General features: G+C 65.5%; 26 protein-coding genes. 13 read left to right on the top strand and 13 right to left on the bottom strand.

What is annotated here, in order from left to right:
* Positions 1-3: 3 nt before the first annotated feature.
* The 8 genes from AC06DU_RS07970 to can all read right to left on the bottom strand — a co-directional run bounded on the left by AC06DU_RS07970 (position 4) and on the right by can (position 9,395).
* The gene (locus tag AC06DU_RS07970; RefSeq protein WP_478203993.1) at positions 4-570 is read right to left on the bottom strand and encodes a DUF2939 domain-containing protein; all 567 of its coding nucleotides are present in this window, start codon (positions 568-570) and stop codon (positions 4-6) included.
* A gap of 124 nt (positions 571-694) precedes the next feature.
* Complete coding sequence (locus AC06DU_RS07975) at positions 695-1,381, bottom strand: DUF2461 domain-containing protein (RefSeq protein WP_024940671.1); 687 nt, start codon at positions 1,379-1,381, stop codon at positions 695-697.
* The gene (gene sbcB, locus AC06DU_RS07980) at positions 1,378-2,823 is read right to left on the bottom strand and encodes an exodeoxyribonuclease I (protein ID WP_184516955.1); all 1,446 of its coding nucleotides are present in this window, start codon (positions 2,821-2,823) and stop codon (positions 1,378-1,380) included. The genes AC06DU_RS07975 and sbcB overlap by 4 nt, the downstream gene beginning before the upstream one ends.
* Before the next feature lie 106 nt (positions 2,824-2,929).
* Positions 2,930-4,297: an FAD-dependent oxidoreductase gene (locus AC06DU_RS07985; protein ID WP_167708748.1), complete on the bottom strand. Its 1,368-nt coding sequence runs from the start codon at positions 4,295-4,297 to the stop codon at positions 2,930-2,932.
* A gap of 172 nt (positions 4,298-4,469) precedes the next feature.
* Positions 4,470-5,741 (bottom strand): kynureninase, encoded by a 1,272-nt coding sequence (gene kynU, locus AC06DU_RS07990; protein WP_104569011.1) that lies wholly within the window; start codon positions 5,739-5,741, stop codon positions 4,470-4,472.
* 34 nt (positions 5,742-5,775) lie between these two features.
* The gene (locus tag AC06DU_RS07995; protein ID WP_478203994.1) at positions 5,776-7,917 is read right to left on the bottom strand and encodes an FUSC family protein; all 2,142 of its coding nucleotides are present in this window, start codon (positions 7,915-7,917) and stop codon (positions 5,776-5,778) included.
* Positions 7,918-8,116: 199 nt separating this feature from the next.
* A complete protein-coding gene (locus AC06DU_RS08000; RefSeq protein ID WP_024939857.1) occupies positions 8,117-8,647 on the bottom strand; it encodes a 3-hydroxyanthranilate 3,4-dioxygenase in 531 nt (176 codons plus the stop codon).
* Positions 8,648-8,732: 85 nt separating this feature from the next.
* Positions 8,733-9,395 carry a carbonate dehydratase gene (gene can, locus AC06DU_RS08005; protein ID WP_104574135.1) on the bottom strand — a complete coding sequence of 221 codons (663 nt, stop codon included), beginning with the start codon at positions 9,393-9,395 and terminating at the stop codon, positions 8,733-8,735.
* Between the two features lie 155 nt (positions 9,396-9,550).
* On the opposite strand from can, the gene AC06DU_RS08010 reads away from it, so the two are divergent.
* The 8 genes from AC06DU_RS08010 to AC06DU_RS08045 all read left to right on the top strand — a co-directional run bounded on the left by AC06DU_RS08010 (position 9,551) and on the right by AC06DU_RS08045 (position 15,203).
* Positions 9,551-10,087, top strand: a complete 537-nt coding sequence (locus AC06DU_RS08010; RefSeq protein WP_478204383.1) for a glycoside hydrolase family 108 protein — start codon at positions 9,551-9,553, stop codon at positions 10,085-10,087.
* A 42-nt stretch (positions 10,088-10,129) separates the two neighbouring features.
* Positions 10,130-10,660 carry a DUF2589 domain-containing protein gene (locus AC06DU_RS08015; RefSeq protein WP_039520615.1) on the top strand — a complete coding sequence of 177 codons (531 nt, stop codon included), beginning with the start codon at positions 10,130-10,132 and terminating at the stop codon, positions 10,658-10,660.
* Between the two features lie 51 nt (positions 10,661-10,711).
* On the top strand, positions 10,712-11,332 hold the full coding sequence (locus tag AC06DU_RS08020; protein WP_167704157.1) for a DUF2589 domain-containing protein: 621 nt from the start codon (positions 10,712-10,714) through the stop codon (positions 11,330-11,332).
* Between the two features lie 47 nt (positions 11,333-11,379).
* The gene (locus AC06DU_RS08025; protein WP_126968397.1) at positions 11,380-11,640 is read left to right on the top strand and encodes a hypothetical protein; all 261 of its coding nucleotides are present in this window, start codon (positions 11,380-11,382) and stop codon (positions 11,638-11,640) included.
* A complete protein-coding gene (locus AC06DU_RS08030) occupies positions 11,641-12,114 on the top strand; it encodes a hypothetical protein (protein WP_478203995.1) in 474 nt (157 codons plus the stop codon).
* Between the two features lie 219 nt (positions 12,115-12,333).
* Entirely contained in the window at positions 12,334-13,077 is a 744-nt protein-coding gene (locus tag AC06DU_RS08035; protein WP_228600863.1) for a hypothetical protein, read from the top strand.
* Between the two features lie 168 nt (positions 13,078-13,245).
* The gene (locus tag AC06DU_RS08040; RefSeq protein WP_478204385.1) at positions 13,246-14,115 is read left to right on the top strand and encodes a hypothetical protein; all 870 of its coding nucleotides are present in this window, start codon (positions 13,246-13,248) and stop codon (positions 14,113-14,115) included.
* 374 nt (positions 14,116-14,489) lie between these two features.
* Positions 14,490-15,203: a LuxR C-terminal-related transcriptional regulator gene (locus AC06DU_RS08045; protein ID WP_052767946.1), complete on the top strand. Its 714-nt coding sequence runs from the start codon at positions 14,490-14,492 to the stop codon at positions 15,201-15,203.
* A gap of 116 nt (positions 15,204-15,319) precedes the next feature.
* Here the strand turns inward: AC06DU_RS08045 and AC06DU_RS08050 are convergent, their stop codons facing one another.
* From AC06DU_RS08050 to asnS, 5 genes are read right to left on the bottom strand one after another with little or no spacing between them, the layout of a single operon-like run.
* Complete coding sequence (locus tag AC06DU_RS08050; RefSeq protein ID WP_478203997.1) at positions 15,320-15,955, bottom strand: FMN-binding negative transcriptional regulator; 636 nt, start codon at positions 15,953-15,955, stop codon at positions 15,320-15,322.
* Position 15,956: 1 nt separating this feature from the next.
* Positions 15,957-16,283 carry a hypothetical protein gene (locus AC06DU_RS08055; RefSeq protein WP_478203998.1) on the bottom strand — a complete coding sequence of 109 codons (327 nt, stop codon included), beginning with the start codon at positions 16,281-16,283 and terminating at the stop codon, positions 15,957-15,959.
* The gene (locus AC06DU_RS08060; protein ID WP_047125582.1) at positions 16,280-16,585 is read right to left on the bottom strand and encodes a hypothetical protein; all 306 of its coding nucleotides are present in this window, start codon (positions 16,583-16,585) and stop codon (positions 16,280-16,282) included. The genes AC06DU_RS08055 and AC06DU_RS08060 overlap by 4 nt, the downstream gene beginning before the upstream one ends.
* Positions 16,582-16,836 carry a hypothetical protein gene (locus AC06DU_RS08065; RefSeq protein WP_478204000.1) on the bottom strand — a complete coding sequence of 85 codons (255 nt, stop codon included), beginning with the start codon at positions 16,834-16,836 and terminating at the stop codon, positions 16,582-16,584. Before AC06DU_RS08065 ends, AC06DU_RS08060 begins: the two co-directional genes overlap by 4 nt.
* A gap of 1 nt (position 16,837) precedes the next feature.
* A complete protein-coding gene (gene asnS / locus AC06DU_RS08070) occupies positions 16,838-18,232 on the bottom strand; it encodes an asparagine--tRNA ligase (protein WP_039511777.1) in 1,395 nt (464 codons plus the stop codon).
* 207 nt (positions 18,233-18,439) lie between these two features.
* On the opposite strand from asnS, the gene AC06DU_RS08075 reads away from it, so the two are divergent.
* From AC06DU_RS08075 to smc, 5 genes are all read left to right on the top strand, one after another.
* On the top strand, positions 18,440-18,778 hold the full coding sequence (locus AC06DU_RS08075; protein WP_016904198.1) for a HesB/IscA family protein: 339 nt from the start codon (positions 18,440-18,442) through the stop codon (positions 18,776-18,778).
* A 419-nt stretch (positions 18,779-19,197) separates the two neighbouring features.
* Positions 19,198-19,632, top strand: coding sequence for a 30S ribosomal protein S6 (gene rpsF / locus AC06DU_RS08080; RefSeq protein ID WP_006451585.1), 435 nt, complete (start codon positions 19,198-19,200; stop codon positions 19,630-19,632).
* A gap of 11 nt (positions 19,633-19,643) precedes the next feature.
* Positions 19,644-19,874, top strand: coding sequence for a 30S ribosomal protein S18 (gene rpsR, locus AC06DU_RS08085; protein ID WP_005991243.1), 231 nt, complete (start codon positions 19,644-19,646; stop codon positions 19,872-19,874).
* A gap of 234 nt (positions 19,875-20,108) precedes the next feature.
* Positions 20,109-20,558 (top strand): 50S ribosomal protein L9, encoded by a 450-nt coding sequence (gene rplI, locus AC06DU_RS08090; protein ID WP_016904199.1) that lies wholly within the window; start codon positions 20,109-20,111, stop codon positions 20,556-20,558.
* A gap of 208 nt (positions 20,559-20,766) precedes the next feature.
* Positions 20,767-24,270 (top strand): chromosome segregation protein SMC, encoded by a 3,504-nt coding sequence (smc, locus tag AC06DU_RS08095; protein ID WP_054592266.1) that lies wholly within the window; start codon positions 20,767-20,769, stop codon positions 24,268-24,270.
* The last annotated feature ends 54 nt before the right edge of the window (positions 24,271-24,324 follow it).

The following is a 24,324-nucleotide window of genomic DNA, read 5'->3' on the forward strand; positions in this document are numbered from 1 at the left end:
CGGTCATGGGGGCAGCGAAGTTTCCGCATCTGCCAGCGGCAGCTGGATATCGGTCAGCCGCCAGCGCAGCCCTTGCCGGGTCAGCACGAACACCACCGGCGCCCCGGTCGCGGTGCGGGTGGTGGCGGTGAAGCGGCGGGTGGATTCGAAGCGCTGCTCGGCGCCTTGCAGCGGACGCGCCGGCGCCGGGGCCGCATAGGTGTCCGGGCTGACGGTGGTGCCGGTGACGCGATTCCACACGCTATGGCCTTGCAGCAGCGCGCCGATGCCCAGCGGCGTCACCAGCGTGTCCACGCCGGCACCGCTGATACCGCTGGCGAGCTGCAGGGCGAACCCGCCGAGCAGGCTCGATTGCATGCGGCTGCCGGCCTGGCGGACCAGGTAATCGTCCAGCTGCGCCTTGAGGTTGACCCGCAGGCTGGGGAAATCCACATGGCGTTCCAGTTGCGCCGTGTCGCGATTGGCGACGGCTTGGCTGATGCCGCGAATGGCCAGGTACGGGCCTGCAACCACATAGCTGACAAGCAGCAGTACGGCCAGTACGGGCAACAGCAACCAGCGTTTGTTCATGGTGTGCAGTCCATCGCGGTGGTTGGTGCAAGACGCAGCGATGCACAGCGCCGCGCAGCGAGAGATCGCTTCGGTGTGCCGATCGCCGGCGCCGCGTCGATGGCCGTCGGCGCCGCGCGATCCATCAAAATTCCAGATCCAGCGCGGCGCACAGATAATCGACGAACGGCGCCAGCACCACCAGGTCGGCCTCGATGGTCTGACGCAGGCGCGGGCCAGTCATGACGGCATCGTCGAGATGACGCAGGTAGGCCCAGTTGCGGTGCTTGAGATCGTCGATGAACTCGAACTCGTTGGGAAAGCCGCGCGGTGCACGCACCAGTTTCTCGCTGTCATCCAGCGCGAACTTGCGGCGCAGTCTGGGTTCGTAGGCGGCCGCTTTCCAGTTGGCGGGATTGTCGAAGATGAACTGGCGCAGCTTGCGCTGGGTGTCCGGCTCCGGATGCCACAGCCCGGCACCGACGAAGCTCTCGCCCGGCTGCAGATGGATATAGAACGACGGCGCCGGCACCTGGCGGCGGCGCTCATGGAACAGGCGCGCGCCCTGCCAGTTCTTGTACGGCGACTTGTCGTTGGAAAAACGTGCATCGCGGTAGATGCGAAACAGCGAGCCGCCCTGGGTCTTGGGGTCGGCGCGATAGTGCTCGCTGACCTCGGCCAGGGCCGGCTGCAGGTCGGTGATGAGCTGCAGGAACGGCTGGCGCACATGCGCCTCGTACTGATGCCGGTGATCGTTGAACCAGGTCTTGTCGTTGTGGCGCGCCAGTGCGCGCAGGAACTTGAAACTGGCGTCGGAAAAATAGGTGGTCATAGCGTGCGTTGGAGGTCCAAACCCCAGGCGGCGAGCTGATCGAGCAGGGACTGCTTGGTAGCATCGTCGGGGTGAGCAAGCCGTAAATCCGCGATCTGCGCATGGAATTGATCGAGCGTGAGCTCGCCCAGGCCACGGTCGTCGAGCAGGCGTTGACGGCGATAGACGTTCCAGCGTTCCTGCTCTTCGAACGACAACGTCTGCGGCCAGTTGCGGGCGCGGTAGCGGAACAGCAACTCGACCAGGCGCGGGTCGCGAAAGCGCGACTCCAGTGCGCCCAGTTCGGCCGGCGCACTGGCGCGCACCTGCGCCAGCAGGCGCTTGTCGCCTTCGGCCAGGAAGCCGTCGTAGAGCGAGGCATCGGCATCGTTGACCGCCGGCGCGGCAGCGCGCTCGTTGCCGTACACCTGGCGCACTTTTTCGGCCAGCTCAGGGCCGAGCTCGCGCAGGCGTGCAGCCTTGGCCAGCACCGCGTCGTGGTCGATGCCCAGGCGCTGGAAATCCGCTGCGCGCAGATGCTGCCAGGCCACCAGCGCCGGCGACTTGTTCAAGTGCACTTCCTTGAGCGGAATGCGCTGCTCGCCTTCGGGCAGGTCGGCGGCGCGGATATACAGCCGGTCGGCGATCTCGTCCGGGCTCAGGCGCAACAGCACTTCAGGGTCGCCATCCAGATCGAACACGATCACGCGGCTGTCGATGCGCGGATGGCGCGTCAACGGCAGCACCGCGGCGGCGCACATGCGCGAGGCGGGATAGCGCTGCGAGATATGCAGCACCGGCTGCATCGCGATGACGTCCAGCAGCGCCGCAGCAAAGCGCTTGTCGCGCAGGCGCAGTGCGTAGTCCCACAACTTGGGTTGATGTTGCTGGAACCTGCGCGCCATGCCGATGGTGGCGTACACGTCCGACAGCGCCTCGTGCGCGTCGCCTTCGCGCACTGCGTTGGCATCGGCCAGGTGTTCGAGCTTGAACGAGGTGGCGCCGTCTTCGCGCTGCGGCCAGACGATGCCGTCAGGGCGCAGCGCATGCACCAGCCGCAACACGTCGAGCAGGTCCCAGCGCGAATTGCCGCCGCGCCACTCGCGCTCGTACGGGTCGTAGAAATTGCGGAACAGCCCGCAGCGCACGAACTCGTCGTCGAAGCGGATCGAGTTGTAGCCCAGCGTGCAGGTCTGCGGCCGGCTCATCTGCTCGGAGATGCGCGCGAACGCTTCGGCCTCGCTCACGCCTTCGCGCAGTGCGTGTTGCGGGGTGATGCCGGTGACCATGGTCGCGTACGGCGAGGGCAGCAGATCGTCGGCCGGTTGCACATAGAAACTGATCGGCTCTTCGATCACGCGCAGTTGCGCATCGGTACGCACCGCGGCGAACTGTGCGATACGCGTGCGGCGTGGATCCTGGCCGAAGGTTTCCAGGTCGTAGAAGAGAAAGCTGTCAGGCATGCCGTATGAAATCCAGGTCCGCGGCGCGCTGCGCAGGGCGCCGCCAGTGCCGCCTAGTATCTCTTATCCGCGCCTACGCCTGCTGACGCCGGCCTGTGCGGGTGGATCAGTGCGCGCCTTCCAGCGGCTGCAGGCGCGCATGCACGACCGCTTCCAGCGCGGCCCAGTCGATGCGCGACAGGTCGCTGTGCCCGCGCGTGGCCTCGACCAGGATCTGGCGCTGGATCTCGCTGCGCGCCAGGGCGATCGAGTAGCGCGTGCGCAGGAAGGTCACCATCGTGTAATGCGGCACGAAACGGGTGGGCCAGCGCGCCTGCAATTGCTGTTCGAGCGCGCGTTGCAGCAGGAAATCGGGATCGTCGACGCGGTCGCGCATCTCCAGGTAATTCTCCAGCGCCATCTGCTGGATCGCTGCGGCGTCGTCATGGCGTGCGGCCTGGAACGCGGCAAACGCAGTTTCCAGATCCTCGTGCGCATCCAGCTGCTCTGCCAGCGCCACGCAATCTTCGAACGCGCAGTTCATGCCCTGGCCGTGGAACGGCACCATCGCGTGCGCGGCGTCGCCGATCAGCAGTGCGCGGCCGCCCAGATGCCAGCGGTCCAGGGTGAGGGTGCCGAGCAGGCCGGGCGGATGTTCTTCCCAATGCTCCTTGAGCTGCGGGATCAGCGGCAGGGCATCGGGAAAATCACGCGCAAACAGGGCCAGCGCTTCGTCGCCGGTACGCGTGGTGGCAAAGCTGGGCTCGCCGGCGTTGGGCAGGAATAGCGTGACGGTGAAGGTGCCGCCGTCGTTGGGCAGCGCGATGCACATGTAGCGCCCGCGCGGCCAGATGTGCAGCGCATTGCCTTCGATGCGGAAACCGCCACCGGGCAATGGCGGAATTTCCAGCTCCTTGTAGGAGTGATCGAGGAATTCGGTGCGCTCGCCCAGCGGCGACTTGCGCTGCATCGCCGCGCGCAACGCCGAGCCGGCGCCATCGCTGCCGATCAGGCTCTGGAAGTGGATTTCGTGCGGCTGGTCGTCGCGGTCGTCGATGAAGCGCGCATAGCCGGCATCGAAGTCCACCGTGTGCAGGCGGCGATAGAAATGCACGCGTGCACCAGCCTGTTCGGCCAGATCCAGCAGTGCGACGTTCAACGCGGCGCGGTGGATCGACCAGATCACTTCGCTGTCGTCGCGTCCGTAGCGTTGCAGCTGCGTTTCGCCGATCAACGGATGCACCATGCGCCCGCGCATCATCACCGCCTTGGCCATCACCGCGTCTTCGGCACCGGCCTGGCGCAGCGCATGGCGGCCGCGCTCGGCCAGCGCCAGGTTGATCGAGCGGCCGGACTCGTAGCCCTTGATGCGCGGATCGCCGCGGCGCTCGTAGACGGTGACCTGCCAGCCGCGGCGCGACAACAGGATGGCCAGCAGGCAACCGGCCAGGCCAGCGCCGATCAAGGTCAGGGAACGGGGAGAGACTGCGCTCAATGCGGTATCCGGCAGCGGCCGGACGCAAGTGCCGGCGAAGGGGGAGAACGGGGATGGCTGGCAACGGCACCTGCCGCGATCAGCCAGGTGCGGGTTCGGAGTGTACGTGCGCGTGTGCCGGTTCCGGCCCACGCACCGATCTGGTCGATGGCACAGTCTGTGCCGTGCGTACTCAGGCGCTGGCCCAGGTTTCCACCTGTTCGACCAACCGATGCAGATCGCTGAAGCGGTTGTACAGCGGCACCGGTGCGATGCGGATCACGTCTGGCTCGCGCCAGTCGCCGAGCACGCCGACCGACTGCAGGTACTCGAACAGCGAGCGCCCCTGCGCGCGGCCACCGGCCACCCGCAACGACAACTGGCAGCCGCGTTGCGCCGGCTCGGCCGGGGTGATGATCTGCAGCACCTGCGGCACGCGGGCGTGGATCAGCTGTTCCAGGTGCCCGGTGAGTTGTTCGGACTTGGCACGCAGCGCCGGCATGCCGGCCTGATCGAACAGCTCCAGCGACGCGCGCAGCGGCGCCAGCGCCAGCACCGGCGGATTGCTCAGCTGCCAGCCTTCGGCGCCAGGCGAGGGCACGAACTGCGGCTGCATGCGGAAGCGGCTCTGCTGCTCGTGTCCCCACCAACCGGCCATGCGCGGCAGGTCGCTGTTGGCATGGCGTGCGTGCACGAAACAGCCACCCACCGCGCCGGGGCCGGCGTTGAGATATTTGTAGTGGCACCACACCGCAAAATCCGCGCCGTCGTCGTGCAGCGTCAACGCGATATTGCCGACCGCATGCGCCAGGTCGAAACCCACCATCGCGCCCTGCGCGCGTGCCAGCCGCGCGATTTCGCCCAGCTCGAAGGCCTGGCCGGTGCGGTACTGGATGCCGGGCCACAGCACCAGCGCCAGCCGCGGACCGTGCCGTGCGATGGCATCGGCGATCGCCGCCATCGATACCGTGCCATTGGGTTGGTCGGCTTCCACTTCGATCAGCTGCGTGGCCGGATCCAGCCCATGCAGGCGCAGTTGCGATTCCACCGCATGGCGGTCGGACGGAAACGCGCCGGCTTCGATCAGGATGGCGCCACGTTCGGGCGTGGGCCGGTAGAAGCTGGCCATCATCAGATGCAGGTTGACGCTCAGCGTGTTCATCGCGACCACCTCGCCGGGCTGTGCGCCGACCACGCGCGCCAGGCCATCGCGCACCAGCTGGTGATAGGTCAGCCACTGGGTGGGACCAGTGAAGTGGCCTTCCACCGCGAGCGCGCCCCACTGGTCGAGCACCTCGGCCACCATCGCGCGCGCGCCGCGCGGCTGCAGGCCCAGCGAATTGCCGACGAAATAGGTCTGGTCCTGGCCGGCATGCTGCGGGAACACGAAGTCATCGCGCAGGTGGCGCAGCGGGTCGGCGGCGTCCAGGGCAACGGCATGGGCGCGGGACAGCAGGTCGGTCATGATCACGGCTCGCAACGCAGGTCAGTGACGCAGTTTACCCGCCGGCACCGTGTGCGCCGTCATGCGCGGCCGCTGCCTCGGTTGCAGCGGTGGTCGAGGCTGGCCGGGCAGGGCGCAGTAGATGCGTCAAGGTGCCGATACTGTCGGTGATGCGGTCGATGGTGTCGGCCAGTGCGGCGGTGGCGGGCGAGCCGTCGGGCAGGGCGGCCAATGCATCGGACAGCTGGCGCTCGGCGCCGCGCAGGGTGGCTGCGGCGGGAATGCCGCCGTCGACCAGGCAGGCGATCAGCTCGGACAATGCCTGGTCGGCCTGTTGCGCGAAGGCGGGCAGCGCTTCCAGCGCAGGCAGGGGATGGCCGTCGCGCAGCACCGCCTCCAGCGACAGGGTGGCGCGGATCAGCCGGTTGCCGTTGGTCAGCAAGGATTCGGCGAGTTTGAGCTCGTGCAGATTGCGCCGGCTGCGTGGCTCGCCGCGCAGGCGTTCGATCGAGGCCTGCGCGTTGGTGCGCGCCACGCGTGCGGCAGCGCGGGTGTCGCCCAGATCCTCCATCCTGCCGAGCAGCAGATTGCGCAGATGATCGCGATAGGCGCTCAGCAGCTGCGCCAGCGAGGCGCGGATATGCCGACGCTCGCGCGTGGGCCACACCGCGTAGGCGATCAACGCCCATGCACTGCCGGCGACCGTGGCCTGCAGACGCGCACCGATGGCCTCGCCCGGTGCCACGCCTTCGAAGGACAGCAGCAGCACCAGCATGCCGGTCAGAAACGCCACGCCGATGCCGTAATTCACCTGCGTCAGCAGGCGGAAGCCCAGGCAGAACAGCGCCAGCAACGCCAGGCGGACGCTGGCGCCGTCCATCGCCAGGTGCGCCAGCAAGGTCGCCACCAGCAGGCCGACGAAGGTGCCGGCCACGCGCAAGGCGCCGAAGCTGAAAGTGCCGCCGAAATCCGGCTTGAGCACGATGGCGGTGGTCATCGGAATCCAGAAGCCGTGCGGGATCTGCTGCCAGCGCTGGAAGGCGATCGCCAGCGCCAGGCACACGCCGCAACGCAAGGCATGCCGGAACGCCACCGAGGACAGATCCAGGTTCGCGCGCAGCGTGGCCCAGGTCGCCGCGGGCCTGAGTGCCGCCGGCAGGCGCGCTTCGGCCAGCTGCGCCTGGATCTCGCCACGGCTGCTGGCCCAATGCGCGTTGCGGATCAGGGCGCGCAGCTGGCCGCCCAGGCCTTGCGCGCGCGCCACCGCCACCCGCACCAGCCGGCGCTCGCGGGTATCGGCGTTGTCGTGCTGGAACTGCGCCAGTGCGGCGACCAGATCGTCGAAGCCGGTCATCGAGGCATTGGCGGCGAGCGGGTCTTCGCCCACCGTCATCGCATGCGCGAGCTGTTCCAGCACGATGGCGCTGCGTTCGAGCACGCGCTCGATCGCTGGGCGCGCTTGCGAGTCGGTCAGGCGGGTATCGACATCGGCCAGCGACAGCAGCTCGAGCCGTACGCGCTCGCACAGCTCGGCGATGATGCGGAAGCTCTGCACGGCGATCGCGCGCGAGCGATGCTCGCCATGCAGCATCACCATCGCATCGAGCACTTCCTGGGTGGCCGGTGGCGGGGCGCTGGCTTCCGGACGCTGGCGTGCGATGCCGGCCAGTTGACGCATCAGGTCGGCCAGCGCGAAGCGCTCCGGGCGATAGCGTTGCAATGGCCAGGCCGCCAGTGCCAGCACTACCTGGAGCAGGCCGCCGGCGAAGATCAATGCCGCCACGCCCGCGGCCTGCTGCACCGGCAGGCGCATGTCGGCGCTGACCACCAGCAGGATCATGCTGGTCAGCCCCACCCGCGCTGCCACCGGGCCAAGTGCCACCAGCAAGCCGCCGCCAAGACCGAGCAGCAGCCCGGCGATCACCAATGCCGGGGTGTTGTGGCCGACCCAGATGCCAAGCAACGCAGCCAGGCCCGCTGCCAGCGCGGCCATCAGCATGCGCTGCAGGCGCGCACGATACGGGCCGGGCTGGTCTGTGAACATGGTGTTGAGCGCGCCGGTACACACGGCCAGACCGGCGGCGACATGCCCGGTGGCCACGCCGACCGCCAGCGGCAGCACCACCGCGGCGGTGTTACGCAACGCAACGCGCAATGGCACGTCGCGCGGCTTGAGGTCGATCAGCGTGCGCAGCATGGCATGGGGTTCAATGCGGACGCACGGCGCGGCTGCGGCGCGTGCACACGCTCGACACACGGTGCGCTGCGCGCAGCTGCATCGTCATTGCGTTGCGCGGCATTGCGAGGGCGCGGCGGCGCGCCGATGGCCACCGCCGAGCGAATGCGCTCGAAGACCTGTGCGACGCGTGCCTGGAATTGCCCCGGCCATCGCCCACTCATGCCTCGACAGTGGCATAGCGCTCCGGCGCAGGGTGCAGATGCCCGCACTGGCTGCAGGTGCGCAGCGCGAGCGAACGATAGAAATGATCGAACACCGGCGGAAAATCGGTTTCGATGTCCTGCAGCGGAAACATCGCCTCGTACAGTTTGTGATTGCACTGCGGGCAATACCACTGCAGCCCGTCCTGCTCGTTGGGCAAGCGTTCGCGTTCGATCACCAGGCCGATCGAGCCGGCCGCGCGTTGCGGCGAATGCGGCACCTTCGGCGGCAGCAGGAAGATCTCGCCGGCGCGGATCGGGATGTCGCGTGCCACGCCTTCGTCCTGCACCTTCAGCACCATCTCGCCTTCGAGCTGGAAGAACCACTCCGGGCCTTCGTCGTAGTGATAGTCGGTGCGCGCATTCGGCCCACCGACGATCATGATGATGAAGCCGTCCTGCTGGATGCACTTGTTGCCCACCGGCGGCTTGAGCAGGTGGCGGTGTTGCTCGATCCAGGCTTGCAGGTTGATCGGCGGGACCAGCATCGACGTTCCTCGGCAAAGAAGACGTCCAGCATAGCCAACCGACGGCGCCGATGGGCGCCGCGGCTGGATGGCGTGCGGGTGCGGCTCAGCGTTCGGCGTGATCGGCCTGGATGCGCGCCAGTGCGGCGTCGTAACGTTCCTGCAGCAGCTCCGGGCGGTCGATCGACATACCCAGGTCGTGCGCACGTCCGTCGCGCAGGCTGTAGACCCAGCCATGCACCTGCAGTGCCTGGCCGCGGTCCCAGGCGTCGCGCACGATGGTGGTGCGGCAGACATTGACCACCTGCTCGAGCACGTTGAGCTCGCACAGGCGCGCGTGCTGCACCGGGAGGTCGCCCGCCTCGTGCAGGCAGGCCTCGTGCTTGTCGGCCACATCGGTGACGTGGCGGATCCAGTTGTCGACCAGGCCCATGCGCTTCTGGGTCAGGCTGGCGAACACGCCGCCGCAGCCGTAATGGCCGACCACCAGGATGTGCTTGACCTTGAGCACGTCGACGGCGAACTGGATCACCGACAGGCAGTTCAGGTCGGTATGTACCACCACGTTGGCGATGTTGCGGTGGACGAACACCTCGCCCGGGGCCATGTCGATGATCTGGTTGGCCGGCACGCGCGAGTCAGAACAGCCGATCCACAGGTACTCGGGCGTCTGCTGGGTGGACAGCTTGGAGAAGAATTCCGGGTCCTCGCGGCGGATGCGCTCGGACCAGGCACGGTTGTTTTCAAGCAAATGGTTGAGCTCGTTCATGCGCGCAGTATTCCAGAAAACGCAGTGTTGGTGGCCCCTGTCGGGGCCCGGGATGAATCAGCTTTCAGGCTTCGTAGTATCGGTGAAGGGCCGATGTGCCGCTATTGCACCGATGCGGAAACTGGCGCCACCGATCAATTCAACAGGTGGCGCCGATGGCTGACTTCAACATGTTTTTTCCAACCCTGCTCAAGCACGAGGGCGGCTTCGTCAACGACCCCGCCGATCCGGGCGGTGCCACCAACAAAGGCATCACGCTGCTGACCTTCAAGGCCTGCGCCCAGAACTTGCTCGGCGTGGAGCCAAGCTTGGCGAACCTGCGTGCATTGACCGATGCCCAAGCCGGGGTCATTTACAAGACGCAGTACTGGGACCGGCTACGCGCCGACCAAATCGCACTGCAGCCGTTGGCCAACATCTTGTTCGACTTCTATGTCAACGCCGGCGGCAACGCGATCAAGCTGCTGCAGACCGTGCTCAACGCCCAGACCGGCGGCGCGCTGGTGCTGGACGGACGGATGGGGCCGGCGACCTTCGCCGCCCTGGCATCCAGCAACCAGCAAGACCTGTATGCACGCTACAAGGTCGGCCGCAAGGACTACTACCAGCGACTGGTCGCCGCGCGACCGGCGCTTGGCAAGTTTCTCAAGGGGTGGCTGGCACGCGTGGATAGCTTTCCCAGCGCGGTCTGAGCCGTCACCGTCCCCGCGACATCTCCGACCAACGAGCCCAACATGGCGCAAATCTCCCTCAATGATCTGATCGAAGCGCTGGCCGGGGCAGTTATCGACGCCCAGGACCGGATCGAACAGCACCAGATGGCTAACCTGGGCGCGTTCTTTGACGAGGACAACCGTCCCAGAAGCGTTCTGATCCGCTTGCCGTCGCAGCACCCGGAAGCGGGCGAGAACGACGAAGACCTGTATCGCGCACCGCTGTTGCCGCTGGTGTCGTCCAACGTCCTGCGCATCAAGGACGTAGAGATCAGCTTCGATGCACAACTCGGCGAGCTTAGCGAACTGGACGAAGCCGCGTTGCCGGCGTCGCTGGCGGTTCCTGCCGCAGTGGATGACTGGCATCCCAAGCCGCCAGCGCTGCCCGGCCAGATCGGCATCGACCTCGGCTCCAATGCAAAAAGTGCGCGGCACAGTGCGGTGCATGTCGTGTTACGCGTGGAAGGCAGCGAGCCGACCGAAGGCGTGGCACGTCTCATCAATCGCCTTGCGCAGTCGCAAGGCGTGTTCAAGACGGTCAAGGGCGATTGATCCCCGCCGTCATCGATTGTTTTTCAAACAACCACTCTTCAGGAGAACACCATGAGCGATATTGTCAATATGTCCGACCAATTCAAGGGCCTGCCGATGGCGGACCTGATCGGCGCCCCGTTGCGTGCAGCCTGCGATGCGCAAGTCATGCTGGCCCGCGCCACCGCCGACTTCATCAAGGTCATCGGTTTTCTGCCGCCGACCGACCCTGCTGCCGATCCCAACGGAAACGGCGGTACGCGGACCGCGCAGTTCAAGTTCAAACGCCCGGTCGAAGACCCCAGCGGTACCGGGATGGCCGAGGAGGAAGTCGAGATCGTCGTGCCGCTGCTGACCTTGGTCAACGTTCCCAATTTGAGCATTCAGACCGTGGACGTGACCTTCGACATGGAAGTCAAATCCTCGTTTTCGGAAAAGGAAGCCGAAGACAAGAGCCTCAAGGTGGATTTGGAGGCAAGCGTCGGCTGGGGCGTGTTCAAGGCCAAGGTCAACGTGCAGGGGGCGGTGTCCAGCCACAAGGAAAACACGCGCTCTTCCGATAACTCGGCCAAGTATCACGTCGCATTGCACGCCGAAGATCGCGGTACCCCTGAAGGGCTGTCGCGCGTGCTCGACATCCTGCAGACCGCCGCAGCGCCACGTAAAGTCACTGCGCCTGTGCCGGTGCCGTAAGCGTCGCTGTTGAGTCCTACACCTTTCTATCACCCGAGTCGTTGCCGATGATCGATTTGTCAGAAGTGAGCTACATCAAGCGCATCGTCGTCGGCAGCGACAACCCGGCAAAGATGCAGACCGCCGAGCAGGTCGAGGCCGCGCAGCATCTGCTCAATCGCTGCCTCAGTGAAGCACCCAAGGGAACGATTCTCGGGATCGAGAAGAGCTTCACCATTGTGCAGCTGGGCGAGCATCAGGTGGTGCTGCAATGGTTGTGCTATCACGTTGGGTTCAAGCGCAAGCCGATCTGGCTGACGGAGTCGTAGATGGCACACGCGGGCTATTCCCTGGACGCCTTCGTGGAGCTGCTCGACCAGGCCGTCCGACAAGCGCAACAGCGATGCCGTCAGCGCCACGCCGCACTGGTGGATGCTGCGGTGGCCGCCTGCGACATGCAGGTTCGCTGCATGCATGATGAAGGAACGGCCCAGGGCGAAAGGGAGACCCTGCTGTCCATTCCGGTCTGCCAATTGCGTGCGCTGCGGCTATCGCAAATCAGCGAGTTTTCGTTGACGCTGCAAGTGCAAATAGAGCCGGTCACGCAGAGCGACGGCGCTCCCGGACTGGCGCTGCGTATCGCGCCGCCACGCAGCCGTACGCCAAGCCACGCGCTGAAAATCGGCTATCAAGGCAGCGAGTGTCCGCGGGGCGTGCTTTGGTTCGATGGCATCGCGCTGAAGGAATGGACGCTTCATCCGTTCGTGGACGTGCCATCTTCCGATCCCGGAGCGGTGCCGTGAGGTTGCTGCTGTCAGACGCCGATGCCCGCGCGCTCGCCGAGCGGCTGGGAACCGATGTGGCGGCCCTGCATGCGGATCTTTGCCGGCGGTCTCGGTGCCGGCGGCGATCCATCTCCATCATTTGCTTGGTTGCAGTTCTGGTAGTTACTGCAGCCGGTGTGCTGAGCAGCAGCTTGATCGATCTTTCCATCCTGTCCAACTTCTTATCGGAGCTTTCTCATGTCTACCCAACCTCATCATCGACGTCACGTTCTCCGCATCACCTCAGCACTGGCCTTGTGTCTTTCGTTGACTGCAGTACAGGCCGCTCCGGCTGGTAGCATTCCGACGGGTGACTGGCGCGGAATCCTGTCCGCCAGCGGCGGTGCGGGCCCGGTTTATGTCCGCCTGAGCGGGCGCGCGGTGGGAGCCGACGGCACCCAAACGGCGGACGTGCGGTTTGGACCTCCTTTCAATTGTGCGCTGGAGCTACGAGCGCAGCCGGACGGTTACGCGCTGCTGTCTCGCAATGGCGGCAGGTTTTGCGATGCGCTAGCCGGTGGCCGCGCCCAGCTTGAGGTGACGGAGGGTGCGACGTCCGGCATGCAACTCACGCTGCCCGGCCGCGATTCGCCGTTGGTCGTTGCCTTGGATCAGAGCAGCGCAGGTTTGGCCGAAGCGGGGCGCTGGCGTGGGGCGGGCCTGATTTCCGCCCAGCTGGAGATTGTGGCGACCACCGTCCGCCCGGGAGACGTGCTCGGTCGCCTGCGCTATGGCGCCCCCCGCGACTGCCAGGTGGAATTGCGCTATGCCGGGCGTGCGGCAGGCGCGTTGAATGCCTGGGTCGGGGCCAACGATAGAGGCTATTGCCGCCAGCTCAGCGATGGCCAAGCCAGTCTGCGGATTCGCGACGATGGCAGCGCAGAGCTTGCTCTTGTTGTGAAAGGTCAGCGCGATACGGCGCTGTTCGAACGGATGCCCTGAGGTCGGGCTGGATGCGCGCCTGCATGTTGGGAATCATTTATGTGGAAGCGAACCAGGATGCGCGTCGGCCTGCGGCGACGCGCGGTGGCCCAGTCCGTCTCGTCGGCAGGATTCACCGGGCCGGTCTTCTCCAGCGTGCTTGAACAGCTGGAGCTCGAATGTCGGGCCATGGTGTCGTATGCGCTAAAGCAGGGGTTGGCGATGTCCGCCGATCTGCCTGGCCGGTTGGCGGAACTACGGGTGATGCCTGGCACCTCCCTGCATGGCGAAGCTGGCGCGCGCGAACTGGCCGCTTTGCACCGACAGCTAGTTTGCGCGATCCAACCCGCAACGCCGCAAGCGGTGGTGCTGATCGAGCGGGAGCGTTTGCGCGGTGGCTTTTTGCGCTGGCTCGGTCCAATTCCGCTGATCCGCACCTTGACCTTAAGCTCGGTCGGCTGTCTTGCCTCAGTGGTCGGGCTGGCGATGTCCAGCCTTGTCAACGAGCAGAACATCGCGCTGGGATTTCTCGACTCCTCGGGCAGTACGCTGGGCTGGAATGTGATGTTCATCCTGGCCTGTGCCGGGCTTGGCGCAGCGTTTTCCGCCCTGTTCCAGGCCCATCGTTACGTCGCCGACGCGACGTACGATCCGCGATTCGATTCTTCCTATGCCGCGCGCATGATTCTGGGCTTCATCGCCGGTCTGATCTTGGTGGAGTTGTTGCCGGAGGATCTGTTTGCCGAAAGTAGCCTGGGCGCGTTCGGAAAACCCGCATTGGCGATGATGGGTGGATTTTCGGCAAGTGCCGTCTATCGCCTGCTGCAACGCATGGTCGATGTCATGGAAACGGTCGTACGCGGCGATTCCAGCCAACACGCCGCTGCAGCGATCCAGTCTCAGCGCGCATCGGTCGAGTCCGAAGGTATCCGCGCGCGTGGCGAACTTGCCGCAGGTCTGCTGGACCTGCAGCGCGAGTTGGAAGCGGACCCGCGTCTGGATCAGGTGCGTCAGCAACTGACTGGCCTTGCCAGGCAGATGATGTCCGGCGATTCGTAATCTTTCGCGGTTGAGCTGCAGCTGGAACCGCGTTCGCTTTTATCGGCAGTCTTATGCAGAAACGATGTCTGGCACAGCGTGCCAAGCATTAGGTGGCGGTGTGGGTTGGTTCGGAGCGGCACAGTCCGCTTCGGCTCCGGTGCAACGTGCGTAACACACTTCAGTCAAACCTACCCGTCATTGCGTCGCACCGACATCTACACCGTTGTGCAAACCAGCATTCGACGGTCGCCAAATCAGTCCAGAACCGATGGTGTCGAGATGAGCGTATGACAAGCTCGCTCAAGTGCTCCTGCCGAGCATCTGTCGATTCGCTGCAGCGCGCCGCTCGAATGCCGCTGCACATCGCGGTCCCCATTCGTGTAACCGAGGGAATGATGAAGACACGTATCGTCGTCGCTGCTGATCGCACCATCCTCGTGGAAGGCATGGTCGCTTTGCTGCAAAAGGTTCCGGGTTTCGAAGTGGTGGGGCATGCCGAAGACGGACTGGCGTGTCTGCAGATCGCTGCCAGAGAGCAGCCGGATATCGTCCTGGTGGATGTCCTGCTCCCTGGCCTCAATGGCATCGATCTGACGCGACGTTTGATTCAACGCAGTCCCGGCAGCCGGGCAATCTGCATTGCTCCGTCCGATGCCTGCATGCGTGCCAGCGCGGTCTTCGAAGCTGGCGCAAAAGCCTATCTGGCGCGAACCAGTACCTTCGCCGAGTTGCTGCGTGCGATTCAACTCGTTGGTCAGGATCAGATCTATATCAGTCCGCAGATGTCGCGTTCGTTGATCGCAGGACTGCGTCGAGCCGCCAAAGACGATTCTGCGTATACCCGGCTGACCTCACGTGAGCGCGAAATCGTGCAGCTCTACTCCGAAGGCCTGTCGACCAGGCAGATTGCCACGCGCTTGCACTTGAGCGTGAAAACGGTGGGCACGCATCGCGAAAACTGCATGTTGAAACTCAATATTCAAAGCATTGCCCAGCTCACCCGCTATGCAATCGCGCAAGGACTTTCTCCGCTTGATCCCGCATCCGGCTGTGGCAGCGATCCCTGTGAGGCGCTTGTGCCGCAGCGATCGCGCCGGGCTGGCTGAGTTGCACTAGCCTTCGGGGAAATAGGGGGCCAGGCACGCCGGCGTTGGCCGACAATGTGGCCGACGCGTCCCAACCCTCTGGTGATCCGTCTTTCCAATGCGCAACTGAGGCCGTCTCAGCGCGTCGGATTGGCGTCCATGGCCGCCTGCATCAACGCTGCGATCGCGTTCGAGGCTTGGTCGGGTTGCTGCGCCAGGAACTGGCTGACGCTGCGCTGATTGGCGGCCGGATGGTTCTGGCTGAGCTTGAAGGTCAGCTCGATGCGGCTGGGAACGAAGCGGAAGCCAATCAGGCCGCGTAACTGGCGGCGGTGGCTGTCGCGTTCCATCTCGAACAGCCAGTCGCTGCCGACGCGTTGTTCGAAGTGGGTGCTCATGCGGCCGATCAGCTCGCCCAGCGCCGCCTCATCGCTCACCTGCTCGCAGCGTCCATGCAGATGCGCCACGGCGTAGTTCCAGGTCGGCACGCGTGCGGCCGCTTCCTTGTCCGGATACCAGCTCGGCGACACATAGGCGTGTGGACCCTGCACCACGAGGACCGCATCGCCGGGGTTGCGTGCCTGCGGATTGGGGCGCGCCCAGTGGCCTTCGATGACCACGGATTGCGCATCGCGTCGGTACAGCACCGGCAGATGCGAGATCGCCGGCTGTCCGTCCTCGCCGTGGCTGATGATGGTGACGAACGGGTCGCGCGCGATCAGCCAGTCCAGCAAGGCCAGATCGGTCTGCGCGAACGCGCGTGGGGCGTACATGTCAGGCGCGACCGCCCAGGGTCAGCACCATGCGTTCGTGCAGGTCCGCATCGTCGTCGCCGCGCGGCGGCGAGACCTCATCGAGCGAGAAGCCACGCATCAGCGCGTCTTCTTCGTCCAGCCCGTCGAGCGCGACGAATTCGGCATCGAACAAGGCCGCGCGGGCGCTGTCTTCGCTGTCGTAAGGCAGGATCTTGCCGTCGCTGTCCAGGACTTCGGCGGTACCGGCCTGCTTCACGCGCAGGCGCGCCCAGATCAGCGTGCGGCCGATCGTGGCCAGCCACCACGAATCGTGGTCGTCATGTGCGGTGTCTTGCGGTGTATTCATGGCATTACCTTGGAAAGCAGGCCGAGCAGGGCTGCCATGCCCAGGCCGAAGAAGATGGTCAGCAGCGACAGCCAGGCCGGCGTGGCCAGGCCGGACAGCGCACTGTCGCGATGGCTGCGGTAGCGCCGCGCCAGCAACCAGCGCAGCGCCGCAGGACTGATGAAGGCCGGCTCGCCGAAGCTGGCCAGCGCCTCGGGATGTCGGTCGCGCAGGTGCACCAGCGTGAGCGGCCAGAAGATCAGCAAGGCGGTGAGGCCGGCAACCGCCACACCGACAAAACACAGTGCAAAGAACAGGGTCATGTGCCCGCCAGCATCAGTGCGAGTTGGGGAAGTGCTGCGCTGATCACCAGCGCAGTGATGGTCCACCATAGCGGACGCACGGCGTGGATGATCGCCCTGCGTGCCGTGTCACCCTGCCACCACGCGCTGGCACCCGGATGTGCGGCTGCCCGCTGCGCCAGCCGGACGCCGCGCACCCCGGCGATGCCGGCGCCCAGCAACGCCGCCGCGAAGGCCAGCAACTGCAGCGTGGCGGCGGCCAGTAGGCTCACATCAGAACTCGGCGCTGCCCGGCGCGCGCGGGTAGGGGATGGCGTCGCGGATATTGCTCAGCCCGCACACGTAGACCACCAGGCGCTCGAACCCCAAGCCGAAGCCGGCATGCGGCACCGAGCCGTAGCGGCGGAAATCGCGGTACCAGCTGTAGTGCTCCTGGTCCAGGCCGAACTGCGCCATGCGTGCATCCAGCACATCCAGACGCTCTTCGCGCTGGCTGCCGCCGATGATCTCACCGATGCCCGGCGCCAGCACGTCCATCGCCGCGACGGTCTTGCCGTCATCGTTCAGGCGCATGTAGAAGGCCTTGATGTGCTCGGGGTAGTTGGTCACCACCACCGGGCGGCCGATATGTTCCTCGGTCAGCCAGCGCTCGTGCTCGGTCTGCAGGTCCAGGCCCCATTCGACCGGGAAGTCGAACTTCTTGCCCGAGTTCTGTAGCAGTTTCACCGCCTCGGTGTAGTCGATCTGCTCGAACGGGGCATTGATGAAGGCCTCGAGTTTGGCGATCGCGTTCTTGTCCACGCGCTCGGCCAGGAATGCCAGATCGTCGCCACGCTCGTCGAGCACCGCGCGGAACAGGTACTTGAGGAACTGCTCGGCCAGGCGCGCGTCTTCGGCCAGATCGGCAAAGGCGATTTCCGGCTCGATCATCCAGAATTCGGCCAGATGGCGCGTGGTGTGGCTGTTCTCGGCGCGGAAGGTCGGGCCGAAGGTGTAGACCTTGCTCAGCGCCAGGCAGTAGGCCTCCACGTTGAGCTGGCCGGACACGGTCAGGAAGGTTTCCTTGCCGAAGAAGTCGCGGCTGAAATCCACCGCGCCGCTGGCATCGCGCGGCAGGTTGACCATGTCCAGCGTGGAGACGCGGAACATCTGCCCGGCGCCTTCGGCGTCGGAGGTGGTGATGATCGGGGTGCTGATCCAGTTGAAGCCGTTCTGGTGGAAGAAGCGGTGCACCGCCTGCGCCAGGCAGTTGCGGATGCGGGTGACTGCGCCGAACAGGTTGGTGCGCGGGCGCAGGTGCGCCACTTCGCGCAGGAACTCCGGCGACATCGGCTTGGGCTGGATCGGGTAGGTCAGCGGGTCTTCGACCCAGCCGACGATCTCCACGCCGCTGGCCTGGATCTCGAACGACTGACCCTTGCCCTGCGACTTCACTAGCACGCCCTTGGCGATCAACGAGCAACCGCTGGTCAGGCGCTTGATCTCGTCAAAGTTGGGCAGGGTGTCGTTGGCCACCACCTGGATCGGAGCGAAGCAGGAGCCATCGGTCACGTTGATGAAGGCCAGTCCGGCAGATCCGCGCAGCGTGCGCACCCACCCCCGTACCGTGACTTCGCCGCCTTCCGGGAGTTTTCCCGCAAGCGCATGTTCAACGCTGACCACCGTCATGACTTGTCCTCGCCGTAGCGACTTTGAATGGTCTGCGAGTTTACTGGCTGCGGGCGCGCCGGCGCGAGCATCTGAACCGCTTGCGGATGGTTGCGCTTGTCCAAGGCCGGACATGGCCCCATCTGGGGAACACGTCGTCGCAGCGGCTGCAGCCCCGGTGATTGCAGCCTCGCTATACTTGCCACCATCGTTTCCGGAGCACCCCCCATGGCCATCAGCCTCACCCCCGCCGCGCTGGAGCGCGTGCAGCGTTTCGTGCAGCAGACCCCGGGGACGCTGGGTCTGCGCTTTGGCGTGACCAAGACCGGTTGCTCGGGCTGGGGCCATGTCACCGACTTGGCGCGCGAGAAACGCGACGACGACGCGGTGTTCGAGCAGGAGGGCGTGCGCATCTTCGTCGACCCGGTCAGCCTGCCGCTGGTCGATGGCACCTGCATCGATTTCGGCAAGCACGGCCTGAGCGAGACCTTTACCTTCCGCAATCCCAACGCGACTGCCGAGTGCGGCTGCGGGGAAAGTTTCACGACCGAAGCCGAGCATCGCTGAGCTCGCTGGTGCGCGCTATTCCTTCTCCCACCGGGAGAAGGTGCCCGGAGGGCGGATGAGGGTACGGGGCGAAGCCTCGCGCGGTTAGACGTCACCAGTGGCTTCGCCGCGGACCCTCACCCCAACCCCCGCGCCCCGGCCCGCGCCTGCGGCGCGGGCGTTCCAAGGCACGCGCGCCAGTGGCGCGCAAGCGGTGCCTTATCGCCCCGGTGGGAGACGGGCTCAAGCAGTCGCTGCGCAGATGTCCTGTTCGTGGGCTCGCCCGCTGGCTCGGCCAGGTTGCGGCTAAGCGCCTGAACTGCCATACTTTCCTGCTTCCTGCCTGGTTCCGGGTGGGAATCCTTGCTCCACCGGCCGCCGTGCGCGGGTCACCGGGGAGCTGTCCGGCCCACGTGGCCACATCCGAAAGGTAATACAACATGAGTCGTCATTACGAAGTCGTGTTCCTGGTCCACCCGGATCAGAGCGAGCAGGTCCCGGCCATGATCGAGCGCTACAAGTCGCTGATCGAGGGCGGTAACGGCACCATCCACCGTCTGGAAGACTGGGGCCGTCGTCAGCTGGCCTACCCGATCCAGAACTTGGTGAAGGCGCACTACGTGCTGCTCAACATCGAAGTCGACCAGGCCGTGCTGAGCGAGCTGGTGGAAAGCTTCCGCTTTAACGATGCGGTGCTGCGTCACCTGGTCGTCAAGCGCGATGGCCCGGACACCGAGCAGTCGCTGATCATGAAGAGCAAGGACGAGAAGGGCGACAAGCCCGAGCGTAGCGAGCGTCGTCGTCGCGATGACGATGAGGGCGATGCTGCACCTGCCGCCACCGATACCGACGGCGACAACGCCGAAGCCGCTTAAGGAGCGCTGTCATGTCCAAGTTCTTCCGTCGTCGCAAGTTCTGCAAGTTCACCGCCGAGGGCGTGAAAGAGATCGATTACAAGGATCTCAACACCCTGCGTCAGTACCTCACCGAGAACGGCAAGATCGTGCCGAGCCGCGTGACCGGTACCAAGTCCAAGTACCAGCGTCAGCTGGCCACGGCCGTCAAGCGCTCGCGTTTCCTGGCGCTGATCCCGTACACGGACAATCACGACGTTTAATCCGAGTCGTTGATGTGAGTTCCTCACAAGAGCCCGCACGGTTGTATGTGAGTCCCTCACAAGAGCCCGCACATCCATGTGCGGGTTATTAAAAATATAGAGGCCGGTCATTCGAGATGCGGTGTTGATCGTGCTCTTGCGATTCCCAAATCCCGATTCCCGAATCCCGTCTTTTCGGACAGCAAACGTTGCGTCGGCCAAAGTGCCGGCGCTAACGAATAACGGAGCACCACCATGGATCTGATTCTTCTGCAGAAAGTGACCAATCTCGGCGGCCTGGGCGACAAGGTCAGCGTCAAGCCGGGTTACGGCCGCAACTTCCTCGTGCCGCAGGGCAAGGCCGTTCCGGCCACCGCTGCCAACGTCGAAGCATTTGAAGCCAAGCGTGCCGATTACGAAGCCAAGGCCAACACCATCCTGGCCGACGCACAGAGCCGCGCCGGCAAGTTCGAAGGCGCCAGCGTCACCATCGGCGCGCATGCGTCGACCGAAGGCAAGCTGTACGGCTCGGTCGGCCCGCGCGACATCGCCGAGGCGTTCACCGCCGCCGGCCTGCCGCTGGAAAAGAGCGAAGTGATCCTGGGCGAAGGCGCATTCCGCAATGTCGGCGAGTACGACGTTGTGCTGCACCTGCACGCCGATGTGGAAACCTCGGTCAAGGTCATCGTCGAATCCGACGCCTGATCCACGCTGCACGCTGTACCCGAAGGGCGCCTGGTTAGGCGCCCTTCGTTTTTCTGCGGCCACGCCAGCGATGCCAGGGCCGCTATACTCATGCTCCATTGCCGGTTCCACGGCCCATAGATCTTGTGGATCAAGGGCTTAGGAGGCGGCTTCACAGGAAAAAGCGCCTGCCGGCCTCGCCCGTGCGGTGCCCGGAACCTTCAGTCCCATGCGCCTGTCCACGATCAAACTGTCCGGTTTCAAGTCGTTCGTCGACCCGACCACGTTGCACCTGCCCACCAACATGACCGGCATCGTCGGTCCCAACGGCTGCGGCAAGTCCAACATCATCGACGCGGTGCGCTGGGTGATGGGCGAAAGTTCGGCCAGCCGCCTGCGTGGCGACTCGCTGACCGACGTGATCTTCTCCGGCTCCTCGGCGCGCAAGCCGGTGTCGCAGGCGACGGTGGAGCTGATCTTCGACAATTCCGATCACACCATCAGCGGCGAGTTCGCCTCGTTCAACGAGATCTCGGTCAAGCGCCTGGTCAGCCGCGACGGCAACAGCGCCTACTACCTCAACGGCACCAAGTGCCGGCGCCGCGACATCACCGACCTGTTCCTGGGCACCGGCCTGGGGCCGCGCAGCTACTCGATCATCGAGCAGGGCATGATCAGCCAGATCATCGAGGCGCGCCCGGAAGACCTGCGCGTGTACCTGGAAGAAGCCGCCGGCATTTCCAAGTACAAGGAGCGCCGCAAGGAAACCGAAACGCGCATCCGGCATACCCGCGAGAACCTCGATCGCCTGGGCGACCTGCGCGAAGAGATCACCAAGCAGCTGGCGCATCTGCAGCGCCAGGCGCGCCAGGCCGAGCAGTATCAGGCCCTGCAGGAAGAGCGCCGGATCAAGGACGCCGAGTGGAAGGCGCTGGAATACCGCGGCCTGGATGGCCGGTTACAGGGCCTGCGCGAAAAACTGAATCAAGAAGAGACCCGGCTGCAGCAATTGATCGCCGAACAGCGCGATGCCGAGGCGCGGATCGAAACCGGGCGCGCGCGTCGCGAGGAAGCCGCCGAAGCGGTGGCCAAGGCGCAGGCCGATGTCTATCAGGTCGGTGGCGCACTGGCGCGCATCGAGCAGCAGATCCAGCATCAGCGCGAACTCTCGCATCGCCTGCACAAGGCGCGTGACGAGGCGCAGAGCCAGTTGCAGGAGCTGACCCAGCACATCAGCGGCGATTCGGCCAGGCTGGCGGTATTGCGCGAGGCGGTGGACGCTGCCGAACCGCAACTGGAACAGCTGCGCGAGGACCACGAATTCCGCCAGGAGTCGCTACGCGAGGCCGAGGCGCGCCTGGCCGACTGGCAGCAGCGTTGGGAAACCCATAACCGCGACACCGGCGAAGCCTCGCGTGCCGGCGAAGTGGAGCGCACGCGCGTCGATTATCTCGATCGCCAGTCCCTGGAGGCCGAGCGCCGCCGCGAAGCGCTGGTCAACGAGCGCGCCGGGCTGGACCTGGATGCGCTGGCCGAGGCGTTCGAGCAGATCGAGCTGCGCCACGAAACCCAGAAGACCTCGCTGGACGGGCTGACCGAGCAGGTCGAAGCGCGCAAGCACGCGCTCGGCGGGCTGCAGGAACAACAGCGCGCCAGCCAGGGCGAACTGGCCGACGTGCGCAAGCAGGCGCAGGCCGCGCGTGGTCGGCTGTCGTCGCTGGAAACCCTGCAGCAGGCCGCACTCGGCCAGGAGCAGGGCGCCGCAGTGGCGTGGCTGAAGTCGCGCGGGCTGGATTCTGCCGCACGTGTCGGCGAGCGCATCACAGTCGAAAGCGGCTGGGAAAACGCGGTGGAAGGCGCGTTGGGGCAGTTGATCGAAGGCGTGCTGGTGGATGCGCCGGAACAACTGGTCGATGCGCTGGGCGAATTGGGCGAGGGCCGCATCGCGCTGGTGTCCGGTGCCAGCGACAACGCGAGCTTCGCGCCGACCTCGCTGGCGGCCAAGGTGCAGGGGCCGATCGCGATCCGTCGCCTGCTCGCGCGCCTGCACGCGGCCGAGGATCTGGAGGCCGCGCGCACGCTGCAGCGTAGCCTGCCCGAAGGCGATTCGGTCATCACCCGCAGCGGCGAGCGGCTGGGCGAGGGCTGGGTGCGGGTGTCGCGCTCCGGTGCCGCCAAGCAGGGCGCCTTGCTGCGCGAGCGCGAGATTCAGGAGCTGCGTGCGCAGATCGAAACGCTGCAGGAGCGCGAGGCCGAACTCGAGCAGCGCCTGGGCAGCTTCCGCGAGCAACTGCTGGCGGCCGAGCAGCAACGCGAAGATGCGCAGCGCCAGTTGTACATGGCGCACCGCAGTGTGTCCGAGCTGGCCGGCCAGCTGCAGAGCCAGCAGGGCAAGGTCGATGCCGCGCGCACGCGCATCGAACGCATCGAAAACGAATTGTCGCAGCTGCTGGAAACACTGGACACCAGCCGCGAGCAGGCACGCGAGGCACGCGCCAAGCTCGAAGACGCGGTGACCCTGATGGGCGACCTGCAAGGCACTCGCGAGGCGCTGGAGAACGAACGCCGTCAGCTCACCGATGCACGCGATCAGGCCCGCGATGCCGCACGTGGCGTGCGCGATGCGATGCATGCATTGGCACTGACGCTGGAATCGCAACGTACCCAGATCACCTCGCTGAGCCAGACGCTGGAACGTATGGACAGCCAGCGCGGCCAGCTCGATACGCGCCTGGAGGACCTGGTCGCCCAGCTCAGCGACGGCGACTCGCCGGTGGAAACGCTGGAGCACGAGCACCAGGCCGCGTTGAGCGAGCGTGTGCGCACCGAGCGCGTGCTGAGCGAAGCGCGCACCATGCTGGAGAGCATCGATGGCGAGCTGCGCAGCTACGAGCAGACCCGCCAGCAGCGCGACGAACAGGCGCTGGCCCAGCGCGAGCGCATCTCCCAGCGCAAGCTCGATCAGCAGGCGTTGGTGCTCAGCGCAGAGCAATTAGAGGCCGCCGTGGTGAAAGCCGGCTTCGTGCTCGAGGACGTCGTCAATGGGTTGCCGGAAGCCGCGAACGTGGCCGAGTGGGAAGCCGCGGTCGGCCAGATCGACGGCCGCATGCGGCGGCTGGAACCGGTCAACCTGGCCGCGATCCAGGAGTACGGCGAAGCGGCGCAGCGTTCGGAATATCTGGACGCACAGAATCTGGATCTCAACACCGCACTGGAGACGCTGGAAGAGGCGATCCGCAAGATCGACCGCGAAACCCGCGGCCGCTTCAAGGACACCTTCGACCGGGTCAATTCCGGCGTCCAGGCGCTGTATCCGCGCCTGTTCGGCGGTGGTCATGCGTATCTGGAGCTCACCGGCGAAGACCTGCTCGACACCGGCGTGACCATCATGGCGCGCCCGCCGGGCAAGCGCGTGTCCAGCATCTCGCTGCTGTCCGGTGGCGAGAAGGCGATGACCGCGGTAGCGCTGGTGTTTGCGATCTTCCAGCTCAATCCCGCGCCGTTTTGCCTGCTCGACGAGGTGGACGCGCCGCTGGACGAAGCCAATGTCGGCCGCCTGGCCAACATGGTGCGGGAAATGAGCGAGAAGGTGCAGTTCCTGTTCGTCAGCCACAACAAGGCCACGATGGAGGCTGCGCGCCAGCTCTCGGGCGTGACCATGCGTGAGCCGGGCGTCAGTCGACTGGTCAGCGTGGACCTGGAAGAGGCCGCACGTTTGGCGGGTGCGGCATGACGTGCCATGCTTGTCGGAATATCGACACCTGTCACTCTTATGCGGAGGCACGCT

It is taken from the genome of Xanthomonas sp. NCPPB 3200 (assembly GCF_056393585.1).

What these genes read in the sequence shown, in the direction of transcription:
- AC06DU_RS07970 (WP_478203993.1), bottom strand. Translation starts at nt 570, where the DNA reads ATGAACAAACGCTGGTTGCTGTTGCCCGTACTGGCCGTACTGCTGCTT.
- AC06DU_RS07975 (WP_024940671.1), bottom strand. Translation starts at nt 1,381, where the DNA reads ATGACCACCTATTTTTCCGACGCCAGTTTCAAGTTCCTGCGCGCACTG.
- sbcB (WP_184516955.1), bottom strand. Translation starts at nt 2,823, where the DNA reads ATGCCTGACAGCTTTCTCTTCTACGACCTGGAAACCTTCGGCCAGGAT.
- kynU (WP_104569011.1), bottom strand. Translation starts at nt 5,741, where the DNA reads ATGACCGACCTGCTGTCCCGCGCCCATGCCGTTGCCCTGGACGCCGCC.
- AC06DU_RS07995 (WP_478203994.1), bottom strand. Translation starts at nt 7,917, where the DNA reads ATGCTGCGCACGCTGATCGACCTCAAGCCGCGCGACGTGCCATTGCGC.
- AC06DU_RS08000 (WP_024939857.1), bottom strand. Translation starts at nt 8,647, where the DNA reads ATGCTGGTCCCGCCGATCAACCTGCAAGCCTGGATCGAGCAACACCGC.
- can (WP_104574135.1), bottom strand. Translation starts at nt 9,395, where the DNA reads ATGAACGAGCTCAACCATTTGCTTGAAAACAACCGTGCCTGGTCCGAG.
- AC06DU_RS08010 (WP_478204383.1), top strand. Translation starts at nt 9,551, where the DNA reads ATGGCTGACTTCAACATGTTTTTTCCAACCCTGCTCAAGCACGAGGGC.
- AC06DU_RS08015 (WP_039520615.1), top strand. Translation starts at nt 10,130, where the DNA reads ATGGCGCAAATCTCCCTCAATGATCTGATCGAAGCGCTGGCCGGGGCA.
- AC06DU_RS08020 (WP_167704157.1), top strand. Translation starts at nt 10,712, where the DNA reads ATGAGCGATATTGTCAATATGTCCGACCAATTCAAGGGCCTGCCGATG.
- AC06DU_RS08025 (WP_126968397.1), top strand. Translation starts at nt 11,380, where the DNA reads ATGATCGATTTGTCAGAAGTGAGCTACATCAAGCGCATCGTCGTCGGC.
- AC06DU_RS08030 (WP_478203995.1), top strand. Translation starts at nt 11,641, where the DNA reads ATGGCACACGCGGGCTATTCCCTGGACGCCTTCGTGGAGCTGCTCGAC.
- AC06DU_RS08035 (WP_228600863.1), top strand. Translation starts at nt 12,334, where the DNA reads ATGTCTACCCAACCTCATCATCGACGTCACGTTCTCCGCATCACCTCA.
- AC06DU_RS08040 (WP_478204385.1), top strand. Translation starts at nt 13,246, where the DNA reads ATGGTGTCGTATGCGCTAAAGCAGGGGTTGGCGATGTCCGCCGATCTG.
- AC06DU_RS08045 (WP_052767946.1), top strand. Translation starts at nt 14,490, where the DNA reads ATGATGAAGACACGTATCGTCGTCGCTGCTGATCGCACCATCCTCGTG.
- AC06DU_RS08050 (WP_478203997.1), bottom strand. Translation starts at nt 15,955, where the DNA reads ATGTACGCCCCACGCGCGTTCGCGCAGACCGATCTGGCCTTGCTGGAC.
- AC06DU_RS08055 (WP_478203998.1), bottom strand. Translation starts at nt 16,283, where the DNA reads ATGAATACACCGCAAGACACCGCACATGACGACCACGATTCGTGGTGG.
- AC06DU_RS08060 (WP_047125582.1), bottom strand. Translation starts at nt 16,585, where the DNA reads ATGACCCTGTTCTTTGCACTGTGTTTTGTCGGTGTGGCGGTTGCCGGC.
- asnS (WP_039511777.1), bottom strand. Translation starts at nt 18,232, where the DNA reads ATGACGGTGGTCAGCGTTGAACATGCGCTTGCGGGAAAACTCCCGGAA.
- AC06DU_RS08075 (WP_016904198.1), top strand. Translation starts at nt 18,440, where the DNA reads ATGGCCATCAGCCTCACCCCCGCCGCGCTGGAGCGCGTGCAGCGTTTC.
- rpsF (WP_006451585.1), top strand. Translation starts at nt 19,198, where the DNA reads ATGAGTCGTCATTACGAAGTCGTGTTCCTGGTCCACCCGGATCAGAGC.
- rpsR (WP_005991243.1), top strand. Translation starts at nt 19,644, where the DNA reads ATGTCCAAGTTCTTCCGTCGTCGCAAGTTCTGCAAGTTCACCGCCGAG.
- rplI (WP_016904199.1), top strand. Translation starts at nt 20,109, where the DNA reads ATGGATCTGATTCTTCTGCAGAAAGTGACCAATCTCGGCGGCCTGGGC.
- smc (WP_054592266.1), top strand. Translation starts at nt 20,767, where the DNA reads ATGCGCCTGTCCACGATCAAACTGTCCGGTTTCAAGTCGTTCGTCGAC.